Source organism: Streptomyces sp. NL15-2K (genome assembly GCF_030551255.1).
Lineage (GTDB): Bacteria > Actinomycetota > Actinomycetes > Streptomycetales > Streptomycetaceae > Streptomyces.
In genome coordinates, this window is sequence record NZ_CP130630.1 from 7,256,603 (window position 1) to 7,275,724 (window position 19,122).

Annotated in this window: 9 protein-coding genes; 4 read left to right on the top strand and 5 right to left on the bottom strand. The window is 70.6% G+C overall.

Annotation, left to right across the window (positions count from 1 at the left end; genetic code table 11):
- The first annotated feature begins 72 nt into the window (after window positions 1-72).
- From Q4V64_RS32865 to Q4V64_RS32875, 3 genes are read left to right on the top strand one after another with little or no spacing between them, the layout of a single operon-like run.
- Complete coding sequence (locus Q4V64_RS32865; protein ID WP_172629155.1) at window positions 73-4,401, top strand: protein kinase; 4,329 nt, start codon at window positions 73-75, stop codon at window positions 4,399-4,401.
- Window positions 4,401-6,092, top strand: coding sequence for a hypothetical protein (locus Q4V64_RS32870; RefSeq protein ID WP_124439612.1), 1,692 nt, complete (start codon window positions 4,401-4,403; stop codon window positions 6,090-6,092). The genes Q4V64_RS32865 and Q4V64_RS32870 overlap by 1 nt, the downstream gene beginning before the upstream one ends.
- Before the next feature lie 58 nt (window positions 6,093-6,150).
- On the top strand, window positions 6,151-11,775 hold the full coding sequence (locus Q4V64_RS32875) for an ATP-binding protein (protein ID WP_124439611.1): 5,625 nt from the start codon (window positions 6,151-6,153) through the stop codon (window positions 11,773-11,775).
- Between the two features lie 72 nt (window positions 11,776-11,847).
- Here the strand turns inward: Q4V64_RS32875 and Q4V64_RS32880 are convergent, their stop codons facing one another.
- The 3 genes from Q4V64_RS32880 to deoC are packed head-to-tail and all read right to left on the bottom strand — an operon-like array spanning window position 11,848 to window position 15,121.
- Window positions 11,848-12,735: an aldehyde dehydrogenase family protein gene (locus tag Q4V64_RS32880; protein ID WP_124439610.1), complete on the bottom strand. Its 888-nt coding sequence runs from the start codon at window positions 12,733-12,735 to the stop codon at window positions 11,848-11,850.
- Window positions 12,728-14,158 (bottom strand): aldehyde dehydrogenase family protein, encoded by a 1,431-nt coding sequence (locus Q4V64_RS32885; protein WP_124439609.1) that lies wholly within the window; start codon window positions 14,156-14,158, stop codon window positions 12,728-12,730. The genes Q4V64_RS32880 and Q4V64_RS32885 overlap by 8 nt, the downstream gene beginning before the upstream one ends.
- Window positions 14,159-14,161: 3 nt before the next feature.
- Window positions 14,162-15,121, bottom strand: a complete 960-nt coding sequence (deoC, locus tag Q4V64_RS32890) for a deoxyribose-phosphate aldolase (protein WP_124439642.1) — start codon at window positions 15,119-15,121, stop codon at window positions 14,162-14,164.
- Between the two features lie 155 nt (window positions 15,122-15,276).
- Between deoC and Q4V64_RS32895 the strand changes: the two genes are divergently transcribed.
- Window positions 15,277-15,981: a PH domain-containing protein gene (locus Q4V64_RS32895; protein ID WP_124439608.1), complete on the top strand. Its 705-nt coding sequence runs from the start codon at window positions 15,277-15,279 to the stop codon at window positions 15,979-15,981.
- Window positions 15,982-16,069: 88 nt separating this feature from the next.
- Here Q4V64_RS32895 and Q4V64_RS32900 read toward each other — a convergent pair whose 3' ends face one another.
- Together Q4V64_RS32900 and Q4V64_RS32905 are read right to left on the bottom strand one after the other, a co-directional pair.
- Window positions 16,070-17,773: a phospho-sugar mutase gene (locus tag Q4V64_RS32900; protein WP_124439607.1), complete on the bottom strand. Its 1,704-nt coding sequence runs from the start codon at window positions 17,771-17,773 to the stop codon at window positions 16,070-16,072.
- A 435-nt stretch (window positions 17,774-18,208) separates the two neighbouring features.
- Complete coding sequence (locus Q4V64_RS32905; RefSeq protein ID WP_124439606.1) at window positions 18,209-19,033, bottom strand: purine-nucleoside phosphorylase; 825 nt, start codon at window positions 19,031-19,033, stop codon at window positions 18,209-18,211.
- Window positions 19,034-19,122: the final 89 nt, after the last annotated feature.

Below are 19,122 nucleotides of genomic sequence, written 5' to 3' on the forward strand. Positions count from 1 at the left end.
TGCCCTGGGGATACCCGGGCGGGTGCGTGCGCCGGGACAAGCACGGCGGGAACGGGGAGCGGGGGCAGGGCGATGGCGCGGATCATCCCGATCGGGGAGCCGGCCAACGAGGCCGAGCGCATGGTGCTGCGCCATCTGCGGGAGCAGGCGCCGGACGACTGGATCGTGGTGGCCAACTTCGAGCTGCCATACGGGCCGGGGCGTCCGATGTTCGAGGTGGACCTGGCGATCGTCGCGGATCACGCTGTCTATCTAGCCGACACCAAGGGCGTTCATGGGCGGGTGCAGGTGCGCGGCGGGCGGTGGTATCCGCAGGGGGCGCCGTTCCCCAGCCCGGCGCGCAAGATCCGCAACCACGCCCGGGTCGCCGGTGACCTGCTGGCGCGGTCCCGGGCGGCGAGCGCCCGGCTCGGGTCGGTGTGGTGCGAGGGGCTGGTGATCCTGCCGTATCCCGGTGCCACGCTGCACGACCCGGACGGCCGCGACGAGGTGAGCACATATCACCTCGACGACCTGGTGCCCTTCCTCCGGCGGCACCGGCCGCCCGACCACGGCAGGCGCCCCGGCGGAGATGACATCTCCGCGCTGCGTGAGGACATCGCCCGGGTCTTCCAGGCGGAGACCCGACAGCCGTCCGGGCCGCGCCGCTTCGGTCACTACGAGGTCGTCGAGACGCTGTACGAGGCGTCCCCCGCCGACCTGGCCGACCAGGACGGCGATCCCGCCCGGCGCGTCTCCGTGTACCGGGTGCGGCTGGCCGACCAGCCGCGGTCGGGCACCCGGATTCTCCAGGCGCATGCCGTCGACCCGCTGCTGCCCGAGGGCGCGCGGTCCACGGCATACGCCCGCATCGGTAACCCGGTCCAGGCTCTCAGCAAGCTGCCGGGCAGCCCGTTCATCGTGCCGTGCGAGACGTCTTTCCCACTCGACGAAGGGGACGGGTACGCCGTCGTCCTGAAGGACGTGCTCGCCGAGGCACTGCGGGTCAGGCTCGACGCCCGGGGACAGGCCACGCTCGGCGCGGACGCCCGACGGCGGGTGGTCGACGGGGTGCTCGGCGGTCTCGCCGTCGCGCACGCCCACCGGGTCGTGCACCGCTACCTCAGCCCGGACTCGGTCCTCATCGGGCGCAACGGCACCGCCATGCTCACCGGCTTCGACTACGCGCATCCCGGGCCGCCGCGCCCGCGTGACGAGTCACGGGGCATCGAGGCGTACGCGCACCAGTCGCCGGCCTATCTCGCCCCCGAGTGCCATGAGCGGCCGGGCGTCTTCTCCCCGGCCACCGACCTGTACGCGGCCGGGGTGCTCTTCCACGAGCTGTACACCGGAGAGGAGCCGACTCTCGGCGCGGGCGCCACCCCGCTCGACAGCCTCGACGACGCCGACCGGATCGATCCCGAACTCAAGGCGATCATCCGTGAGTTGCTGACCGCCGACCCGACCGCCAGACCGCCCGCCCGCGAGGCCATCCGCCGTCTCGACAGCGCCGACAAGGGGCGTGCCCGTGCCCAGGTCCGGCGGCCGGGGCGGGCGGAATCCGGTGACTCGTTCGACTGGGACGACCCGCACAGCTACACCGACCTGCCCGAGGGCTTCCGGCTCACCGAGCGGTTCCGGGTGCGCTCCCGGCTAGGGCACGGCCAGTTCGGCGTCGTCTACCAGGTCTACAACACCCTCGACGACACCGACGAGGTCCTGAAGATCATCACCAGGGACCGGGAGTCCGTACGGGAGCGCCTGGAGAGCGAGTACCGCATCCTGCGTAGAATCGCCCCGCACCCCAACCTGGTGCGGCTCATCGACGCGGAGTTCCTGCCCAGGGGCGAATTCCCTTATCTGCGCATGGAATACGCCGAGGGACAGGACCTCAAGCGCGCCCTCGACCAGGGGCGACCCCTCGGCCCGGCGGACGTGCGCAAGCTCCTCGACGACTGCCTCGCGGGCCTTGCCCATCTGCATGCGGGCGGTGTCTTCCACTGCGACATCAAGCCCAGCAACCTGCTGTGGACCGCCGACGGCGCCCGCATTCTCGACTTCAACGCGGCCGTGTCCGCCGACTCCACCCTCACCCCGACCCTTGGTTCACCCCGCTACCTCGCCCCCGAGGCCACCGGGCTCACCCGGCCCAGCCGTGAGGAACTCACCGACCTCGACCTGTTCGCGCTCGGCATCTCCGCCTACGAGGCGCTCACCGGCGGCTACCCGTGGCAGGGCCGCGGCACCCCACCGCGTGGCGGACAGCCACTCGACCCCCGTCGGCTGCCCGGCCTCGCCGACCTCGACCCCGGCTTCACGTCCGTCCTGCTGCGCGCCCTCGCCCCCCGCCGCCACGAGCGCTACCGCGACGCCGACGAATTCCGCGCCGCCCTCGCCAAGGTCCGCGAAGTGCGCCTCGTGCCGCCCGCCCCGGAACCGGAGGAGACACGGCGGCCCGCACTGGCCGACGGCGGCACCGCCGAGGCCGGTTCCAACCCCTTCGTCAGCCATCTCCAGACCCTCTACAGTCAGAGCGACCGAACCAACGCAGGCACCCGCGGCCTCGACCCGGCCGCCTACCCCCTCTATGTCGCCACCGCCCTCGACAACCAGCTCCGCCCCGATGTTCTGGCCGGCCTGCACCGACTTGTCCTGATCACCGGGAACGCCGGGGACGGCAAGACCGCCTTCCTCCAGCACCTCGCCGACGAGGCCCGCAGGCGCGGAGCCCGGTTCGGTGAGGCGCGCGCCAACGGCGACGACTTCACCCTCGACGGCCGCTCCTTCCACACCAACCACGACGGCAGCCAGGACGAGGGCGAGCACGACAACGACACCGTTCTCGACACCTTCCTCGGCCCCTACCGGGGCGCCACCGCGGACGCCTGGCCCGACGACCAGACTCGGCTCGTCGCCGTCAACGAGGGCCGTCTCGTCGACTTCGTCACCCGGCACCAGGAGCGCTACCCGCTGCTCGCGGACACCGTCCGGGAAGGACTGACCACCGGCCGTACCGACCACGGCGTCGCCGTGGTCAACCTCAACGCCCGCGACGTTCTCGCCGACCCCGACGGCACCGGATCGATCATGCATCGAATGATTGGCGTGCTCACCGACGAACGGCACTGGCAGGCCTGCGGCTCCTGCCCGCTCGCCCCGCGCTGCTACGCCCCGCACAACGCCCGTACCTTCTCCCACCCCACCGCGGGTGCCCAGGTCACCGAACGGCTCGCCACCCTGTACCGCATGGCCCACCTGCGCGGACGCCTCCACATCACGCTGCGCGACCTGCGCTCGGCCCTCGCCTACACCCTCACCTCCGGCCGCGACTGCGCCCAGATCCACGCCCTGTACGCGCGCGAGGAACCCGAGGCGGCCCAGGAGATCCTCGACAGCCTGTACTTCACCAGCTGGACCGGCATCCACACCGGCGGCCACCCGGACGCGGGCACGGGGGCCGGCTCCGGCGCGTCCGCTTCGGCGGCGCGTACCGGCGCCCGCTCCGGCCGTACACCCGAGAGCGGCACACCGCGACCGGACGAACGCGACCGTCTTCTCACCCAGTTGCGGGACCTGGACGTCGCCGCCGTCCCCGACCCCCAGCTGGACCGGCGGCTCGACTACACCGGCCCGGCCGCCGGACACACCCTCGTCTCCTTCGACCAGCGCGGCGACCTCGACGAGCGCCTCCTCACGGACGCCTTCCACGCCCTGCCCCGCACCCACCAGGCCGACCGCGCCCAGATCTCCGCGCACAGGGCCTATCTCGCCGCGGCCCGGCGCCGCTTCTACTTCGAAAGCCTCGACGACGCCCGCTGGCGCACCCTCCTGCCCTACCAAGCGGCCGACCGCTTCCTGAACCTGCTCTCCGGCGGACAGCCCGGCCCCGAGGAGCTGGCCCGTCTCATCGAGGCCGTCAGCCGTGGCGAGGGCATGCCGCGCGGATTCGGTCAGACCGACGGCCGCGACTTGGCGCTCCAGGTACGGGCCGTCCCCGGCGGGACCGTACGCAGCCACCGGCTGTTCCCCGCCAAGCACTTCACCATCGGGGTCGACGGCCCGCCCGCCTCCCCTTACGTCGAGACCGGCCCCCGTCAACTCGTCGTACGCCATCACTCCGAGGACGGCCGCCCGCACCGCGCCCAACTGACAGTCCGCCTCGACCTCTACGAGCTGCTCGACCGGTTGCACCGCGGCCACCAGCCCGGCGTCGAGGACCGCCAGGGCCAGAACCTCGCCCTTGCCGTCTTCAAGAACGCCCTGACCGCGACCTCCTACCAGGAGGTCCTCCTCAACGCCCCCGGCTCGCCGCCCTACCGGCTGCGCCGCCTCCCGGACGGCTCGCTGCGCCTAGCACCCGCCGCCCAGTCGGACACCCAGCCCGGCACACCTTCGCATCCGGCCCCGGAAGGAGCACGCTGATGGCGCTGCGTCGCCGAGACACCGAACTCAAGCACTTCGGTGTCTCCTACTTGGACTTCAAGCGGGTGCAGATGGACCGGGTCCTCACCGGATTCCTCATGCGGCTCAACCACAAGGGCCTCGCCAGCCGCCTGGTGCGACGCAACGGCCTGTCCGCCAAGGAGTTCGCGGGAGAGTTCACCGACCCCGCCAACGCGGACCGCTTCCAGGGCTTCGCGGACCACCCCGACATGGCCCGGCGCTGGGTGGAGACCCAACTGCTGGACATGGTCAACCGCGGCAGACCCACCCAGGCCGTCGCGGGACTGCGTCCGCTGCACGGACTCACCTACAAGTTCCGCGACACCTACCACTCCCGGGCCTACGGCGCCGACGCCCAGCTGTACGAGATGCTCCGGCATGCCCGCGGCCCGTACGGCAGACTCGCCCTCGACCAGCTGCGCGAGTTCTTCTTCACCGGGCTTGGTACCGCCGCCGAACCCGACCGGAAGACACCGGTCGACGTCGAGACTCAGGCCGTTCTGCACCTCAACAGCCAGGTCAGGGGAGACAGCCCGCACCAGGCCAAGGGCTGGTACTCCGCACCTCCGCTGTGCGTCGGGCAGGCGGATCTCCTGGCCGACGACGTGATCCGGCTGATGTCCCTGAAGGACCTGCTGCCCCGCGTCACCATGGTCGAGTACTTGAAGATCCTCTTCGCCTTCCACCTGGCCCTCGGCCAGCTCAAGACGATGAAGCTGTTGCCCGTCGCTGCGGCCCGGTCGGCGGCCGATCCCGCCTGTGGTACCGACCGCTGCCCGGCCGCCGGCGCGGCGCCCGACCCGCTCGCCGGATGCCCCTTCCGCGTCGGGCTGCTCGTCGACGTGGCCGGTGTGCCCGGCACCCCCACCGCAGTACTCGCCGAACACAGCGCCGAGTACTGGCTGCGCCGCATCCCGGACTTCCTGCGGGCCGCGTACACCATCCGCAAGCTGGACGACTTCGCCGAGCACCTCGTCGGCCAGGGAAAGGAGAGCCGCCCGCAGCGAGGCCACTTCACGGTGTCAGAGCTGCTCCGCTTCGGCACGGACGACTACCGCAGACAGCGCGACGAGTTCTTCGGCGCCCGGCTGACCGCGATCCTCGACGACACGTCGGTCGAGGAACAGCCCGAGGAGGTCAGGCCGCTGCTCGACGAGTCCATGGGACTCGCACCCTTCGAAAAATACCTCGAACTCCTCATGGCCTACCGGGGCCGTTACCACCACAAGTACGTCGTCGACACCATCGATGCCTTCCTGCTCAAGAACCGCTCCGGTGCGGCCATAGCGCAGCCCCACGGCGGCCGACGCCGCTTCGTCCTCGACAGCGCGCTGTTGGAGGTGCTGGTCCAGGTGGCGCTGCTGCGCCGAAACTCCCGCGGCGGCTCCTCCCCGTACACCCACCACACTGTCTCACTCCGGCTCGACGAGTTCCTCGCCCTGCTGCGCGACCGGTACGGGCTGTACGTGGACCGACTGCCCATGGCGGACGGATTCGGCCCCGCGGGCCTGGAGGAGGAGGCCGCGCTCAGGGCCAACACCGAGGCGTTCACCACGCGGATGCGGGAGATCGGCTTCTACGACGACCTCTCCGACGCTTATCTCACCCAGGTGATCACCCCGAGGTTCTCCATCACCGAGGACGGCACGGTGACCACCGGCGGACGGTGAGAGGGACCAGGCGGACGGTGAACAGGACAGGCAAGAGGGAGACGGGGGAGACAGGACCATGACAGGCGGATTGGTGGAGATCACCGAGACCGATTGGCGACGCGCGCTCGAACACGTCGCGCTGCCGGGCCTCGCCGACCTGCTGCGCACGCGCGAGGCCGGCCACTGCATGCGGGTCGGCGGACTCGACGCCGACCTCGCCGCACGCCTGACCGGCGGCCTGCGCCAGGCCGTTCCCGACGCCCAGGTGTACGTCCTCACGGCCGGGCCCGCCGACGCGCGCGGCGACGGCATGTCCGTCAGCAGCACGAAACTCGTCGAACTGCGCAACCCCGACGAGCAAGGCAACCTCAGGCCTCCGCTGCTGGTGTTCGTACCGCCCGGGACCAAGGCCAGCGCGGAGGACTCCTTCTCGGTCGCGACCTTCGAGGAAGTCTCCCTCCGGGAGGTGCACACCCGGCTCCGGCGCAACCTCCTCAAGGACGTGCCCGAACCGCTGCGCGCGAGCGTCGAGCGGTTGCTCGCCGAGACCTCCGAAGCCTCGGACCGGGATGCGGCCCGATATCTGCTCACCCTGCGGGAGAATCAGCACGACCCGCAGGCCGCCGGAGCCGCCGTCCATCTGCTCGGCCTCATCCCGGACTTCCAGCTCTTCACCGACCCCTCCCTCCTCGTCACCAAGATCCAGCGCAACCGGCGTACCGTCGAGCGCCTCACCGACGGCCCCGCCACCGACCGGCAACGCGTCCTCGCCCTCGGCCTGCCCCGCAATTCCGACGAACACCAGCGCTTTCTGCGCCGCCTCGTCGACTTCGCCGCGGCCACAGGCCTGTCGGACCCCCGGCACTGGTGCCGGGCCATCGCCGTCGACCCGGACAACTGGCCGTTGGCTTTCCACCACTGGCCGCAGGAGAACGACCCGTCCGACCAGACCGTACGCATCGAGGTCGACGACCTGACCGCACTGCCCAAGGCCGGGGAGAACGCGGAGGACCAGCGCAATCACCCCGCCCTTGACCGGCTCTTCGGCCAGCCCTACCTCCTGCCCGGCGGACTTCCCTCCCTCCCGGTCACCTTCTCCGTGGACCGGGACCAGCGGGGCATCACCGGCCTGAAACGCTTCAAGGTCGAGATCTGCGCGGAAACCGGCGACGAGCCAGGAGACGCGGACGGCGGAGACGCGGTCGTCCCGCTGACCAGCCCGACCGGGCTGACCGTGACCGTCCCGGCCGGCGCACGCATCAAGCCGCAGTACAAGACAAGCATCAAACTCCGCAAGGGGCGCCGTGCGCCGGACTGGGCGGAGGGCTGGCACTTCGTCCGTGTCACCCCGCTCGACGGGAACGACGACCCCATGCACGTCGCCGGCAGTGAGCAGGCCGTCGGCCGCCGCCCGTACGAGAGCGACCGCTTCTACGTCGTCCCCGAGGGCGAGTTCGACGAGCCGCCCACCCCCCGGGGCCACCATGCGCCCGGCCTCGCCCAGGCGATCAACCGGCTGCGCTTCACTGCGCTCGCCGAAGGCCGCGACCCGGCGCGGGTGCAGTGCCGCGAGACTGGCTGGGGCCCGCGCGGCACCAGTCTGAAGACACGCTCACTGCGCGCATCCTTCGGCCCCGCCGGAGTAGTCACCATCGACTTGCCGCGGCTCTTGGCCGAGGCCGAGCAGCACGTCCTGCGGGCCCCGCACATCCTTCACGGACCCCAAATCGATGTGGACGCGGCCGGAGCCGCCCGGCTCTCCGTAACGGGGGACGGGGGTCCGCAGGCCGAGGGCGACACCGGGTCCACCACCGCCCCCTCGCCCACCGAACCGTCGTACGACCCCTTGGACGGCTCCACCGAGGGGCCGGGCGAGGGATCGTTCACCGGTTACTTCCGCGCGCGAGCAGAACTCTTCGGACGACTCGCCCTGTCACAGGCCACGGACGGCGCGTCGGACGTCCTGGTCGTGGAGGGCGCGGACCCGCGCGTGCTGCGGGCCGACGTCGAGGCATACGCGGAGGCATACCTCATCGCCGTCTCCGCCTGCCTGCGAGCTTTGGACCGGCCCAACGCCGCGCACGCCGATCAGCGGCGGGCGCGGCTGCACAGCCTGCTGCGCACCGACACCGTCACGGTCCGACTGCACGACACGGACGGCAGCCGACGCACCGTCGTCCTGGTCGCCCCCACCCACCCGCTGCGCGTGTTGTGGTGGAGCGGACAGGCCGCCCTCGCCGACCAGTGGCTCGAACAGCTCCGCGACGCCCGGGAAGGGGAGGTCAAGGCGCGGCTGGACAGCCTGGAACGGCAGCTGGCCCCCTTGGGCTACCCCCTCGCCGTACCGCTGGACTCGGGGGAACTCGCCTTCGCCAGCAGCCCGTTGACGGACTACTGGCAGGTCTGTCTGCCCAGTGAGGCCGACGACCCCCGAGAGGTCCTGGCCCGGGTCGCGGGCGCGCTCGGCGTCGACGTGGCGGCAGCGGCGGGTGGGGTGACCGGCGCGGAACTCGCCGACCGGGTGGAGAAGTACATCCGCCTGCACCCCTACGCCGACAGCCTGGTGATCAACACACTCGGCGCCGGCCACGGGGAACTCGTCGCAGACATGCTGGTCGCCCTTCAGGAGCGCCGACACCTGTCCCACCTGCACTACACGGTGCGGCTGTTCGCCACCGCGCCCGACGACCCGTGGACGGGGTCCGCGCTGACCGACCTGATGGCTCCGGCGAGCGGCCCGCGTTCCGCCGCTGCGGAGGCCTTCGCCACCCCCGGGGACCCACTGCGGCCCAAACTGTCGGTGGTGGTGCGCGGCGCCACGGAACTCCTGACGGCCGCCGACGACTTCCCTGCCCACCTCACCTTCCTGTTCAACCCCTTCGGTGGCGAGAGCCACGACATCGCTCCCGGCCGCGACGGCACCGGACGGGTCGCCGTGCACGGGCTCGTCCAGGAGATGAGCGGCGACTATCAGGAGGACGACGACAACGTCGAGTGGACCCGCCGTCCCCGGCACGGCGTCACCGCCCCCGTGCCGGGCGCCGAGACGACCGGTGACCTGCTCGCGGCCCTGCCCCGGACGCTGTCCGCCGCCCTGGTCGCGGCCAGTGCGGGCGAGCACCGGCCCGGCATGCTGCCGCAGATAACGGTCCGGCTCGACCCGGACGACCGGGCCCTCCTGCACGACGTGCACCGGATCAGCGACTGGGTCGTGACCGTGGACCGCACCCTCGGCGCGGAGTACTTCGACCACGGTCGGCGCGGGCGCACTGAGTACGTCATCGACCACACCACAACGTCACACAGCGGGCTCGGCCACCAGATCGTCGTCTCCTCCCGGTCGCTGGACGAGATGCGCGCCCTGCTCGGCCCGGTGCTGGCCGACAGGTCGCTCGACATCCCCGAACGGCACATCCGTACCTTCTTCGACCAGCTGCGGGAGCTGTCCGGCAGCCTTGTGTTCAAGCTCGCCGCGCTCGGTGAGAACCAGCGCACCGAGGTCCTCGGCCTGGCCCTCGCACGCCGGTACCTCGGTGCGCGGGACGCGCTGCGCGATCAGATCCTCGTCCCCCTCGACGCCCACCCCGAGCTCTACGAGGAGGAACGCGGCCGGGCGGCGGCCGGGGACACAGACGTACGGCTCCAGCGCACCGACCTCGCCTTGTTCGACCTCGACGCCGAGCGACGCACCATCGTGTGTCGTCTCCTGGAGGTCAAGTGCCATACTGGCGGTGGTCTCGGCGCCTACCAGGGCAAGCGCCAGCACATCATCCGCCAGACCGAGAACACCGAGCGGATCATCGCCGAACGGTTCGATCCGGTGCGAGGACGCACCGACCGCCCGCTGCAGAACGTGGCGCTGCGCACGCTGCTGGAGAAGTACCTCTCTCGCGCGGGCCGTTACGGTCTCTTCGGCGAGCGTGCGATGGCCGAGGCACGGTGGCTGCTGGACCGCCTCGATCACGGCTACCGCCTCAAATTCACGCGTACCGGCCTCGTGTTCGACCTCTCCAAGGACGGCTTCGACACCGATCACGACGAAGGGGTGTCGTTCCACCGGATCGGCCGCGACCACGCCGTGCGGCTGCTCGACGACATCGAGACGGAATACCGATCGACCCCGGAAAACTCCGAACAGGACTCCGCGGCGCACGAGCCGGTCCTGCCGGGCTTGGAGGACCTCAGCGCACAGGACGGGGATGCTGTCCCAGTCACGGCCACTGTTCAGCTACGCCCGCGTGCACGTACTCGGGAGATCCCCGAGGAACCCGCCCCCTTGCCCGACGATCCCGACGATGCCGCGTCGGAGTTCCGGGAGGCCGTCGGCGCTTCGGGAGCCGATGCCCTGGCAGCGACAGAGGGCACCGAGGCCGTACCAGGGAACACTGAGGTTGAGCCGGAGGAAACCCCGGATGCCCCGGGGGCCGTCGCCGGAGAACCGGGCCAGGGCGGTGGGGCGCCCGATGGCTCATCGGCTGATGCATCCGATGCCTCGGAGACCAAGGGCCCGGACATTGTCCTCGGCGTCTCGCGGCCGTCCCCGCAATTCGGTCTCCTCGGCATGAGCGCGGGCCGCACCGTTGGTCTGGATCTCAACGAGACCCATGCGATCAGCCTGTTCGGTGTGCAGGGCGGCGGCAAGAGCTACACCTTGGGCTCGGTTCTGGAAATGGCGAGCCTGCCGGTGTCAGGGGTCAACCGTCTGGCGAGCCCCCTGGCCAGCGTCGTCTTCCACTACAGCGAGACCTCGGAGTACGAGCCTGAATTCCTGAGCATGATTCACGCCAACGACGATGAGGGGCAGCGGGAGGCTTTGCACCGCCGGTACGGTGCGCGGCCTGCAGCTCTCTCCGACGTCGTATTGCTGGTTCCCGAGGAGTATGTGGAGGAGCGCCAGGCCCGCTACCCGGGTGTCCTCGTGCGCCCCCTGGCCTTCGCCGCCGCCGAACTGAAGATCGCCCATTGGAAGTTCCTCATGGGAGCCGTCGGCAACCAGTCCGGCTACATCCGGCAGATTGGCCGGATCATCAAGGCGAACAGGGCCGACCTGACCCTCGAGGCGGTCCGTCGCGGGGTTGATGAGTCGACACTTGACGATCACCTGAAGAGAAAGGCCAGGGAACGGCTCGACCTGGCAGGTGACTTCATCGACGACTCGGCGCGCATCAAGGACCTTGTGCGGCCGGGCCGTCTGATCGTCGTGGACCTGCGCTCCGACGACATCGAGAAGACCGACGCCCTCAGTCTCTTCGTCGTTCTGATGCACCTGTTCTCGGAGGTGACCGATGACGGCCGCCCCTTCAACAAGCTGGTCGTCTTCGACGAGGCGCACAAGTATGCGGACAGTGGCGACTTGGTGACAGGACTCGTGTCCAGCGTGCGTGAGATGCGGCACAAGGGCATGTCGGTGCTTGTGGCCAGTCAGGATCCACCGTCGGTGCCGTCTGAGCTCATCGAGCTCTGCACCCACATGGTGCTGCACAGGTTTACGTCACCGGCGTGGCTGAAGCACTTGCAGAAGGTCAATGCAGCACTGTCCGGGCTCAATCCCGAGAAGCTGGCGGCCCTCAGACCGGGTGAGGCGTATGTGTGGTCAGGGAAGGCGACGGATGAGGCATTCGTCAGGGGGACGGTAAAGGTCGACTGCCGACCGCGAGTGACACGGCACGGAGGTGCGACGCGGACTGCGGTGGGCCGGTGAGGTGGATGACGGAGCAAGAGGGCCGCGCTCCTCCGGACGGAGAGGAGCGCGGCCCTCTGTTTCATGAAGGGCTCAGTACGACGAGCCGGACGCGCCCAGTGAACCCGTCGGGTGCCAGACCGTCTTCGTCTCCAGGAACGCCGTCATGCGGTCGATGCCCGGCGTCTGCGCGTAATCCACAGGCTGTGGACGGAGAACCCGCTTGAGGTTGTCCGCCGCCGCGATCTCCAGCTCCTTCGCCAGTACGTCGTCGGCGCCGGCCAGGTCGATCGCGTTGACGTCCTGGTGGGACGCGAGGGGCGTCGCGATCTCCGCCGTACGGCCGGAGAGGACGTTGACCACGCCGCCGGGGAGGTCCGAGGTGGCCAGTACCTCGCCGAGGGAGAGGGCCGGGAGCGGGGACTTCTCGGAGGCCACCACGACCGCCGTGTTGCCCGTCGCGATCACCGGGGCGACGACCGAGACCAGGCCCAGGAAGGACGACTCCTGGGGCGCGACGATCGCCACCACGCCCGTCGGCTCCGGAGTGGAGAGGTTGAAGAACGGGCCCGCCACCGGGTTGCCGCCGCCGACCACCTGGGCGATCTTGTCGGTCCAGCCGGCGTACCAGACCCAGCGGTCGATCGTGGCCTCGACCACCGCGGCCGACTTGGACTTGGAGAGGCCTTCGGCGTCGGCCACTTCGCGCGTGAACTGGTCGCGGCGGCCCTCCAGCATCTCCGCGACGCGGTACAGGATCTGGCCGCGGTTGTACGCCGTCGCCCCGGACCATGCCCCGAATGCCTTGCGGGCCGCGACCACGGCGTCCCGGGCGTCCTTGCGGGAGGAGAGCGGTGCGTTGGCCAGCCACTTGCCCTTCGAGTCCGTCACCTCGTACACCCGACCGCTCTCGGAACGCGGGAACTTCCCGCCGACGTACAGCTTGTAGGTCTTGAAGACGGACAGTCGTGCATCAGACATCGAGGTACGCCTCCAGGCCGTGGCGGCCGCCCTCGCGGCCGAAGCCCGACTCCTTGTAACCGCCGAACGGCGAGGTCGGGTCGAACTTGTTGAACGTGTTGGACCAGATCACGCCCGCGCGGAGCTTGTTCGCCACCGCCAGGATGCGGGAGCCCTTCTCCGTCCAGATGCCCGCCGACAGGCCGTACGGGGTGTTGTTGGCCTTGGCGACCGCCTCGTCCGGGGTGCGGAAGGTGAGGACGGACAGCACCGGGCCGAAGATCTCGTCACGGGCGATGGTGTGCGCCTGGGTGACGTTCGTGAACAGCGTCGGGGCGAACCAGTAGCCGGAGGAGGGCAGTTCGCAGGCCGGGGACCAGCGCTCGGCACCCTCCGCCTCGCCCTGCTCGGTGAGGGCGGTGATCCGGGCCAGCTGCTCGGCGGAGTTGATCGCGCCGATGTCCGTGTTCTTGTCCAGCGGGTCGCCGAGGCGGAGGGTGGACAGGCGGCGCTTGAGGGAGTCCAGGAGCTCGTCCTGGATCGACTCCTGGACCAGCAGGCGGGAGCCCGCGCAGCAGACCTGGCCCTGGTTGAAGAAGATGCCGTTCACGATGCCCTCGACGGCCTGGTCGATCGGGGCGTCGTCGAAGACGATGTTGGCGCCCTTGCCGCCGAGCTCGAGGGTGAGCTTCTTGCGGCTGCCGGCGACCGTGCGGGCGATCTCCTTGCCCACGGCCGTGGAGCCGGTGAAGGCGACCTTGTCGACGTCGGGGTGCGCGACGAGCGCGGCACCCGTACTGCCGTCACCCGTCACGATGTTCACGACGCCCTTCGGCAGGCCCGCCTGGCGGCAGATGTCCGCGAAGAACAACGCCGACAGGGGTGTGGTCTCCGCCGGTTTCAGGACGACCGTGTTGCCGGTCGCCAGGGCCGGGGCGATCTTCCACGCCAGCATCAGGAGGGGGAAGTTCCAGGGGATGACCTGGCCTGCGACACCGAGGGGCCTGGGGTTCGCGCCGAACCCGGCGTGATCGAGCTTGTCGGCCCAGCCCGCGTAGTAGAAGAAGTGCGCGGCGACCAGGGGGAGGTCGGCGTCCCTCGTTTCCTTGATGGGCTTGCCGTTGTCGAGGGTTTCCAGGACGGCCAGTTCGCGGCTGCGTTCCTGGATGATCCGGGCGATGCGGAAGAGGTACTTGGCGCGTTCGGAGCCGGGGAGCGCCGACCACTTCTCGAAGGCCTTGCGGGCGGCCTTGACCGCGCGGTCGACATCCTCCGCGTTGGCCTGGCTGTACTCCGAGAGCACTTCTTCGGTGGCCGGAGAGACTGTCTTGTTGAGATCCCCACCCGAGCTTTCGACGAACTCCCCGTCGATGAAAAGGCCGTACGACGGGGCGATGTCGACGATCGCGCGCGATTCGGGCGCGGGAGCGTACTCGAATGCCATGAGTCAGTCCACCGTAACGTAGTCGGGGCCGGAGTAGCGGCCGGTGGCCAGCTTCTGACGCTGCATCAGCAGGTCGTTCAGGAGCGAGGAGGCGCCGAAGCGGAACCAGTGGTTGTCCAGCCAGTCCTCGCCGGCGGTCTCGTTGACCAGGACCAGGAACTTGATCGCGTCCTTGCTGGTGCGGATGCCGCCGGCCGGCTTCACGCCGACCTGTACCCCGGTCTGGGCGCGGAAGTCGCGTACGGCCTCCAGCATCAGGAGGGTGTTCGCGGGGGTGGCGTTGACGGCGACCTTGCCGGTGGACGTCTTGATGAAGTCCGCCCCGGCGAGCATGCCGAGCCAGCTGGCGCGGCGGATGTTGTCGTACGTCGACAGCTCGCCCGTCTCGAAGATGACCTTCAGGCGGGCGGAGGTCCCGCAGGTCTCCTTCACGGCGACGATCTCGTCGTACACCTTCATGTAGTTGCCCGCGAGGAACGCCCCCCGGTCGATGACCATGTCGACCTCGTCCGCGCCCGCGGCCACGGCGTCGCGCACGTCGGCCAGCTTCACCGCGAGCGCGGCGCGGCCCGCCGGGAACGCGGTGGCGACCGAGGCGACCTTCACGTCCGAGCCGGCGACGGCCTCCTTGGCGACGGCCACCATGTCGGGGTAGACGCAGACCGCGGCCGTCGCCGGCGTCGTGCGGTCGGTCGGGTCGGGGCGGACCGCCTTGGCGCCGAGCGCCCGGACCTTGCCCGGGGTGTCCGCGCCTTCCAGCGTCGTCAGGTCGACCATCGAGATGGCGAGGTCGATGGCGTACGCCTTGGCGGTCGTCTTGATGGAACGGGTGCCGAGCGAGGCGGCGCGCGCCTCCAGGCCGACCGCGTCGACGCCGGGCAACCCGTGGAGGAAGCGGCGCAGCGTGCTGTCGGACGCGGTCACTTCGGTGAGTGCGTGCGAGGCAGGTGCATGGGTGGGCATGGTCACCAGACGAGCATATCTACGCGCGTAGCGGCTGTACACCCCGGGAGTGCGGCTCTGTGAAAGGCCGGGGAGGTGTCCCACCTGCGGCACGGCGTGCGGTGCACGCATGGGCGATCGGATCCAGCGCGGCGGGCTGAGGCAGAATCGGGGCCATGACGACCCCGGATCATCAGTCACCGTCGCCGCAGCCCCCGGTACCGCCGTCCAGGGACCGGGTCTATCGGTCGCCCTCGGGTATCGCCGGTGGTGTCCTGCTGCTCGGCATCGCCGCGTGGCTCGGTATCGACGCGATCGTCGCCGGGGACGGGCGGACGCCTTGGCTGGCTCTTGCCGCGCTGATTTTCGTGGTGCCGTTGATCGCGGCGTTCACTCTGCGACCCGCCGTGTTCGCAGGGGACGACCGGTTGCGGATTCGTAATCCGTTCCGGGTCATTGTGCTGCCCTGGGGCGAGGTCGAGTCGTTGCGCTCCGGGTATTCGAACGAGGTGGTGGCCAAGTCCGGCAAGAAGTACCAGCTGTGGGCCATTCCCGTCTCGCTGCGGGCGCGCAAGCGGGCGGCTCGGCGGGAGGCCCGGAGGGGCGCGGGGGACGACGGTCGTGGCGGCGCGTCCGGGGGCATGCGGGGCGGCATGTTCGGTGGGATGGGAGGCGGTGCCTTCTCGGGGCGGACGCCGGTGCCGGACGGGCCTGTGCGGGCCGAGGCCGACAAGATCATGGACGAGCTGCGGGGGCTGCTGGAGGCGCGCGGGAAGGCGGAGGCGGCCCAGGGTGAGGTGAGCGTGCGGTGGGCTTACGAGGTTGTGGGGCCTGCGGTGGCTGGGGCGGTGTTGTTGGCGATTTTGGTGGTGGTGGGGTGAGTGTGGTGGTGGGGTGAGTTGGGTGGGGTGGCGCGGGGAAGTGGACGCCGCGGCCACCCCGATGCGTGCGGCTCGAGTGTCGAGGGCCTCAGATGCCGGCCGCTGTCGACAGGTCTCGCTTGATCGTCGCCAGCAGGGTCGTCGCCTTTGCGCGGGCCGTGGGGAGGTCGGCGTGTGTGGCGACGGGGACGACCACTTCCAGGTAGCACTTCAGCTTGGGTTCCGTGCCGCTGGGGCGGACGATGACGCGGGCGCCGTCGAGGGTGTAGCGGAGACCGTCCGTGGGCGGGAGCCTGTCCGTGCCTTGCGTGAGGTCCTCGGTGCGGGTGATGGGGAGACCCGCGAGGTGGGTGGGGGGCTGCTCGCGCAGGCGTCGCATCGCGTTCGCGATGAGGGAGAGGTCCTCCACCCGGACCGAGAGCTGGTCGGTGGCGTGCAGGCCGTGTTCCACCGCGATGTCGTCCAGGAGGTCCAGGAGGGTGCGGTTCTGTGACTTGAGGACGGAGGCCAGTTCCGTGATCAGGAGCGCGGCCGTGATGCCGTCCTTGTCCCGTACGCCGTCCGGGTCGACGCAGTAGCCGAGGGCTTCCTCGTAGCCGTAGCGGAGGCCTTCCACGCGGGCGATCCACTTGAAGCCGGTGAGGGTCTCTTCATAGGGGAGGTTCGCCTTTTCGGCGATCCGGCCGAGGAGGGAGGAGGAGACGATGGACTCGGCGAAGGTGCCGTGCGCTCCGCGGTGGATCAGGTGGGTGGCCAGGAGGGCGCCTACCTCGTCGCCTCGGAGCATGCGCCAATCGGTGGCGGTGGCGGTGGCGGTGGCGGTGGCGGTGGCGGTGGCGGTGGCCGTGGCCGTGGCCGTGGCGGTGGCGGTGGCGTCCTTGACCGCTACGGCGAGGCGGTCCGCGTCCGGGTCGTTGGCGATGATCAGGTCGGGGTTCGTCTCGCGGGCCTTGGCGAAGGCGAGGTCCATCGCGCCGGGCTCTTCCGGGTTGGGGAAGGCGACGGTGGGGAAGTCCGGGTCGGGCTCGGCCTGTTCGGTGACGAGGGCGGGGGCGGGGAAGCCGGCGCGGGCGAAGGCGGCCAGGAGGGTGTCCTTGCCCACGCCGTGCATCGCTGTGTAGGCCGTGCGGGCGGTGCGGGGGGAGTCGGGGGCGAGGACCGCGTCCGTGCGGGCGAGGTAGGCGTCGAGGACGGTGTCGTCGAGGGTTTCCCAGCCGGTGGTGGGGCGGGGGACGGTGGTGAGGCTGGGGACGGCGTCGATCTCCGCCGCGATCTCGGCGTCCGCCGGGGGGACGATCTGGGAGCCGTCGCCGAGGTAGACCTTGTAGCCGTTGTCGCGGGGTGGGTTGTGGCTGGCGGTGACCTCTACGCCGGCCACCGCGCCGAGGTGCCTGATGGCGAAGGCGAGGACCGGGGTGGGGAGGGGGCGGGGGAGGAGGGCCGCGCGGAGTCCGGCGCCGGTCATGACGGCGGCGGTGTCCTGGGCGAAGTCGGCGGACTTGTGGCGGGCGTCGTAGCCGATGACGACGAGGCCGTCGGTGTGGCCGTTCTTCTTGAGGTACGCGGCGAGGCCGGCGGCGGCTCGGATGACCACGGAGCGGTTCATGCGCATCGGGCCGGCTCCCAGTTCGCCGCGGAGGCCTGCGGTGCCGAACTGGAGGGTGCCGCTGAAGCGTGCGGTGAGCTCTTTGACGTCCTGGGCTTCGATGAGCTTGGCGAGTTCGTCGCGGGTTTCCGCGTCGGGGTCCTCGGTCAGCCATGCCTTGGCCCGGGCGATGAGATCGTCGTGCACGGTCGGTCAGCCTCTCGTTTCGGTTCGTGCGGGTGCGGTTGCCTCCGGCGGTTGGGCCGGGGGTGCCTGCGGCGGCCTGTGCGTGTGCCTCCGGCGCTTGGGCGGGATGCCTGCGGCGGCCTGTGCGGGTTCGGTGGGGGTGCGGGTAGCGCCTGCGGGTTCGGTGGGGGTCGGGGCCGTGTCGGGGGGTGTCCGTCCTCGGAACGGCGCGGAATCGGTCACTTACCAGCGTGCCCGTGTTGACGCGCCAACCGCTGCGGGCGGACACCCCCCCGACACGTCCCCTTGCCGCCGTACGCGACTGCGGGTCCGCTCAGCTGCGGCAGCCGGTCCCGCCCAGCTGCGGGCCCCGTAACGCCGGGCTGCGCGACCCACCCCCGGTCGGCACCCACGCCGGGTGACCGGACACGCAGGGTGCCTGGACCTACCCCCGGCCTACAACCGCCCCAGCACCTGCGCCAGCAGCGACCCCATCCGCGTCGCGCTGTCGCGGCCCGCCTGGAGGACCTCCTCGTGGTTCAGCGGCTCGCCCGTCATGCCGGCGGCGAGGTTGGTCACCAGGGAGATGCCCAGGACCTCGGCGCCCGCCTCACGCGCGGCGATCGCCTCCAGGACCGTCGACATGCCCACCAGGTCCGCGCCTATGACCCGGGACATGCGGACCTCGGCCGGCGTCTCGTAGTGCGGGCCGGGGAACTGGGCGTAGACGCCCTCCTCCAGAGTGGGGTCGACCTCCTTGCACAGGGCGCGCAGGCGCGGGGAGTACAGGTCGGTGAGGTCGACGAAGTTGGCGCCGATGATGGGGGAGGCGGCCGTCAGGTTGATGTGGTCGCTGATCAGGACCGGCTGGCCGGGGCGCATGCCCTCGCGCAGGCCGCCGCAGCCGTTGGTGAGGATGATCGTCTTGCTGCCGGCGGCGACGGCCGTGCGGACGCCGTGGGCCACGGCGGCCACTCCGCGGCCCTCGTAGTAGTGCGTACGGCCGAGGAAGACCAGGGCACGCTTGTCGCCGATGGTGTACGAGCGGATCTTGCCTCCGTGGCCCTCGACCGCGGGGGGCGGGAAGCCGGGCAGCTCGGTGACCTGGAACTCGGCGTCGGGGACACCCAGGGCGTCCACGGCCGGCGCCCAGCCGGAGCCCATCACGAGGGCGACGTCGTGGGTCTCGGCGCCCGTCAGTTCGCGCAGGCGAGCGGCGGCGGCGTCGGCGGCGGCGTGGGGGTCGCCCTGGAGGTCGTCCGGAAGAAGAGATGCGTTCACGCGCACGAGAGTAGCCGGTCAGGGCCTACGCGCGTAGATGAGAGAGCTCATGGGATGGGGATCGTTGTCTCGTCGTTTCCAATGAGGGC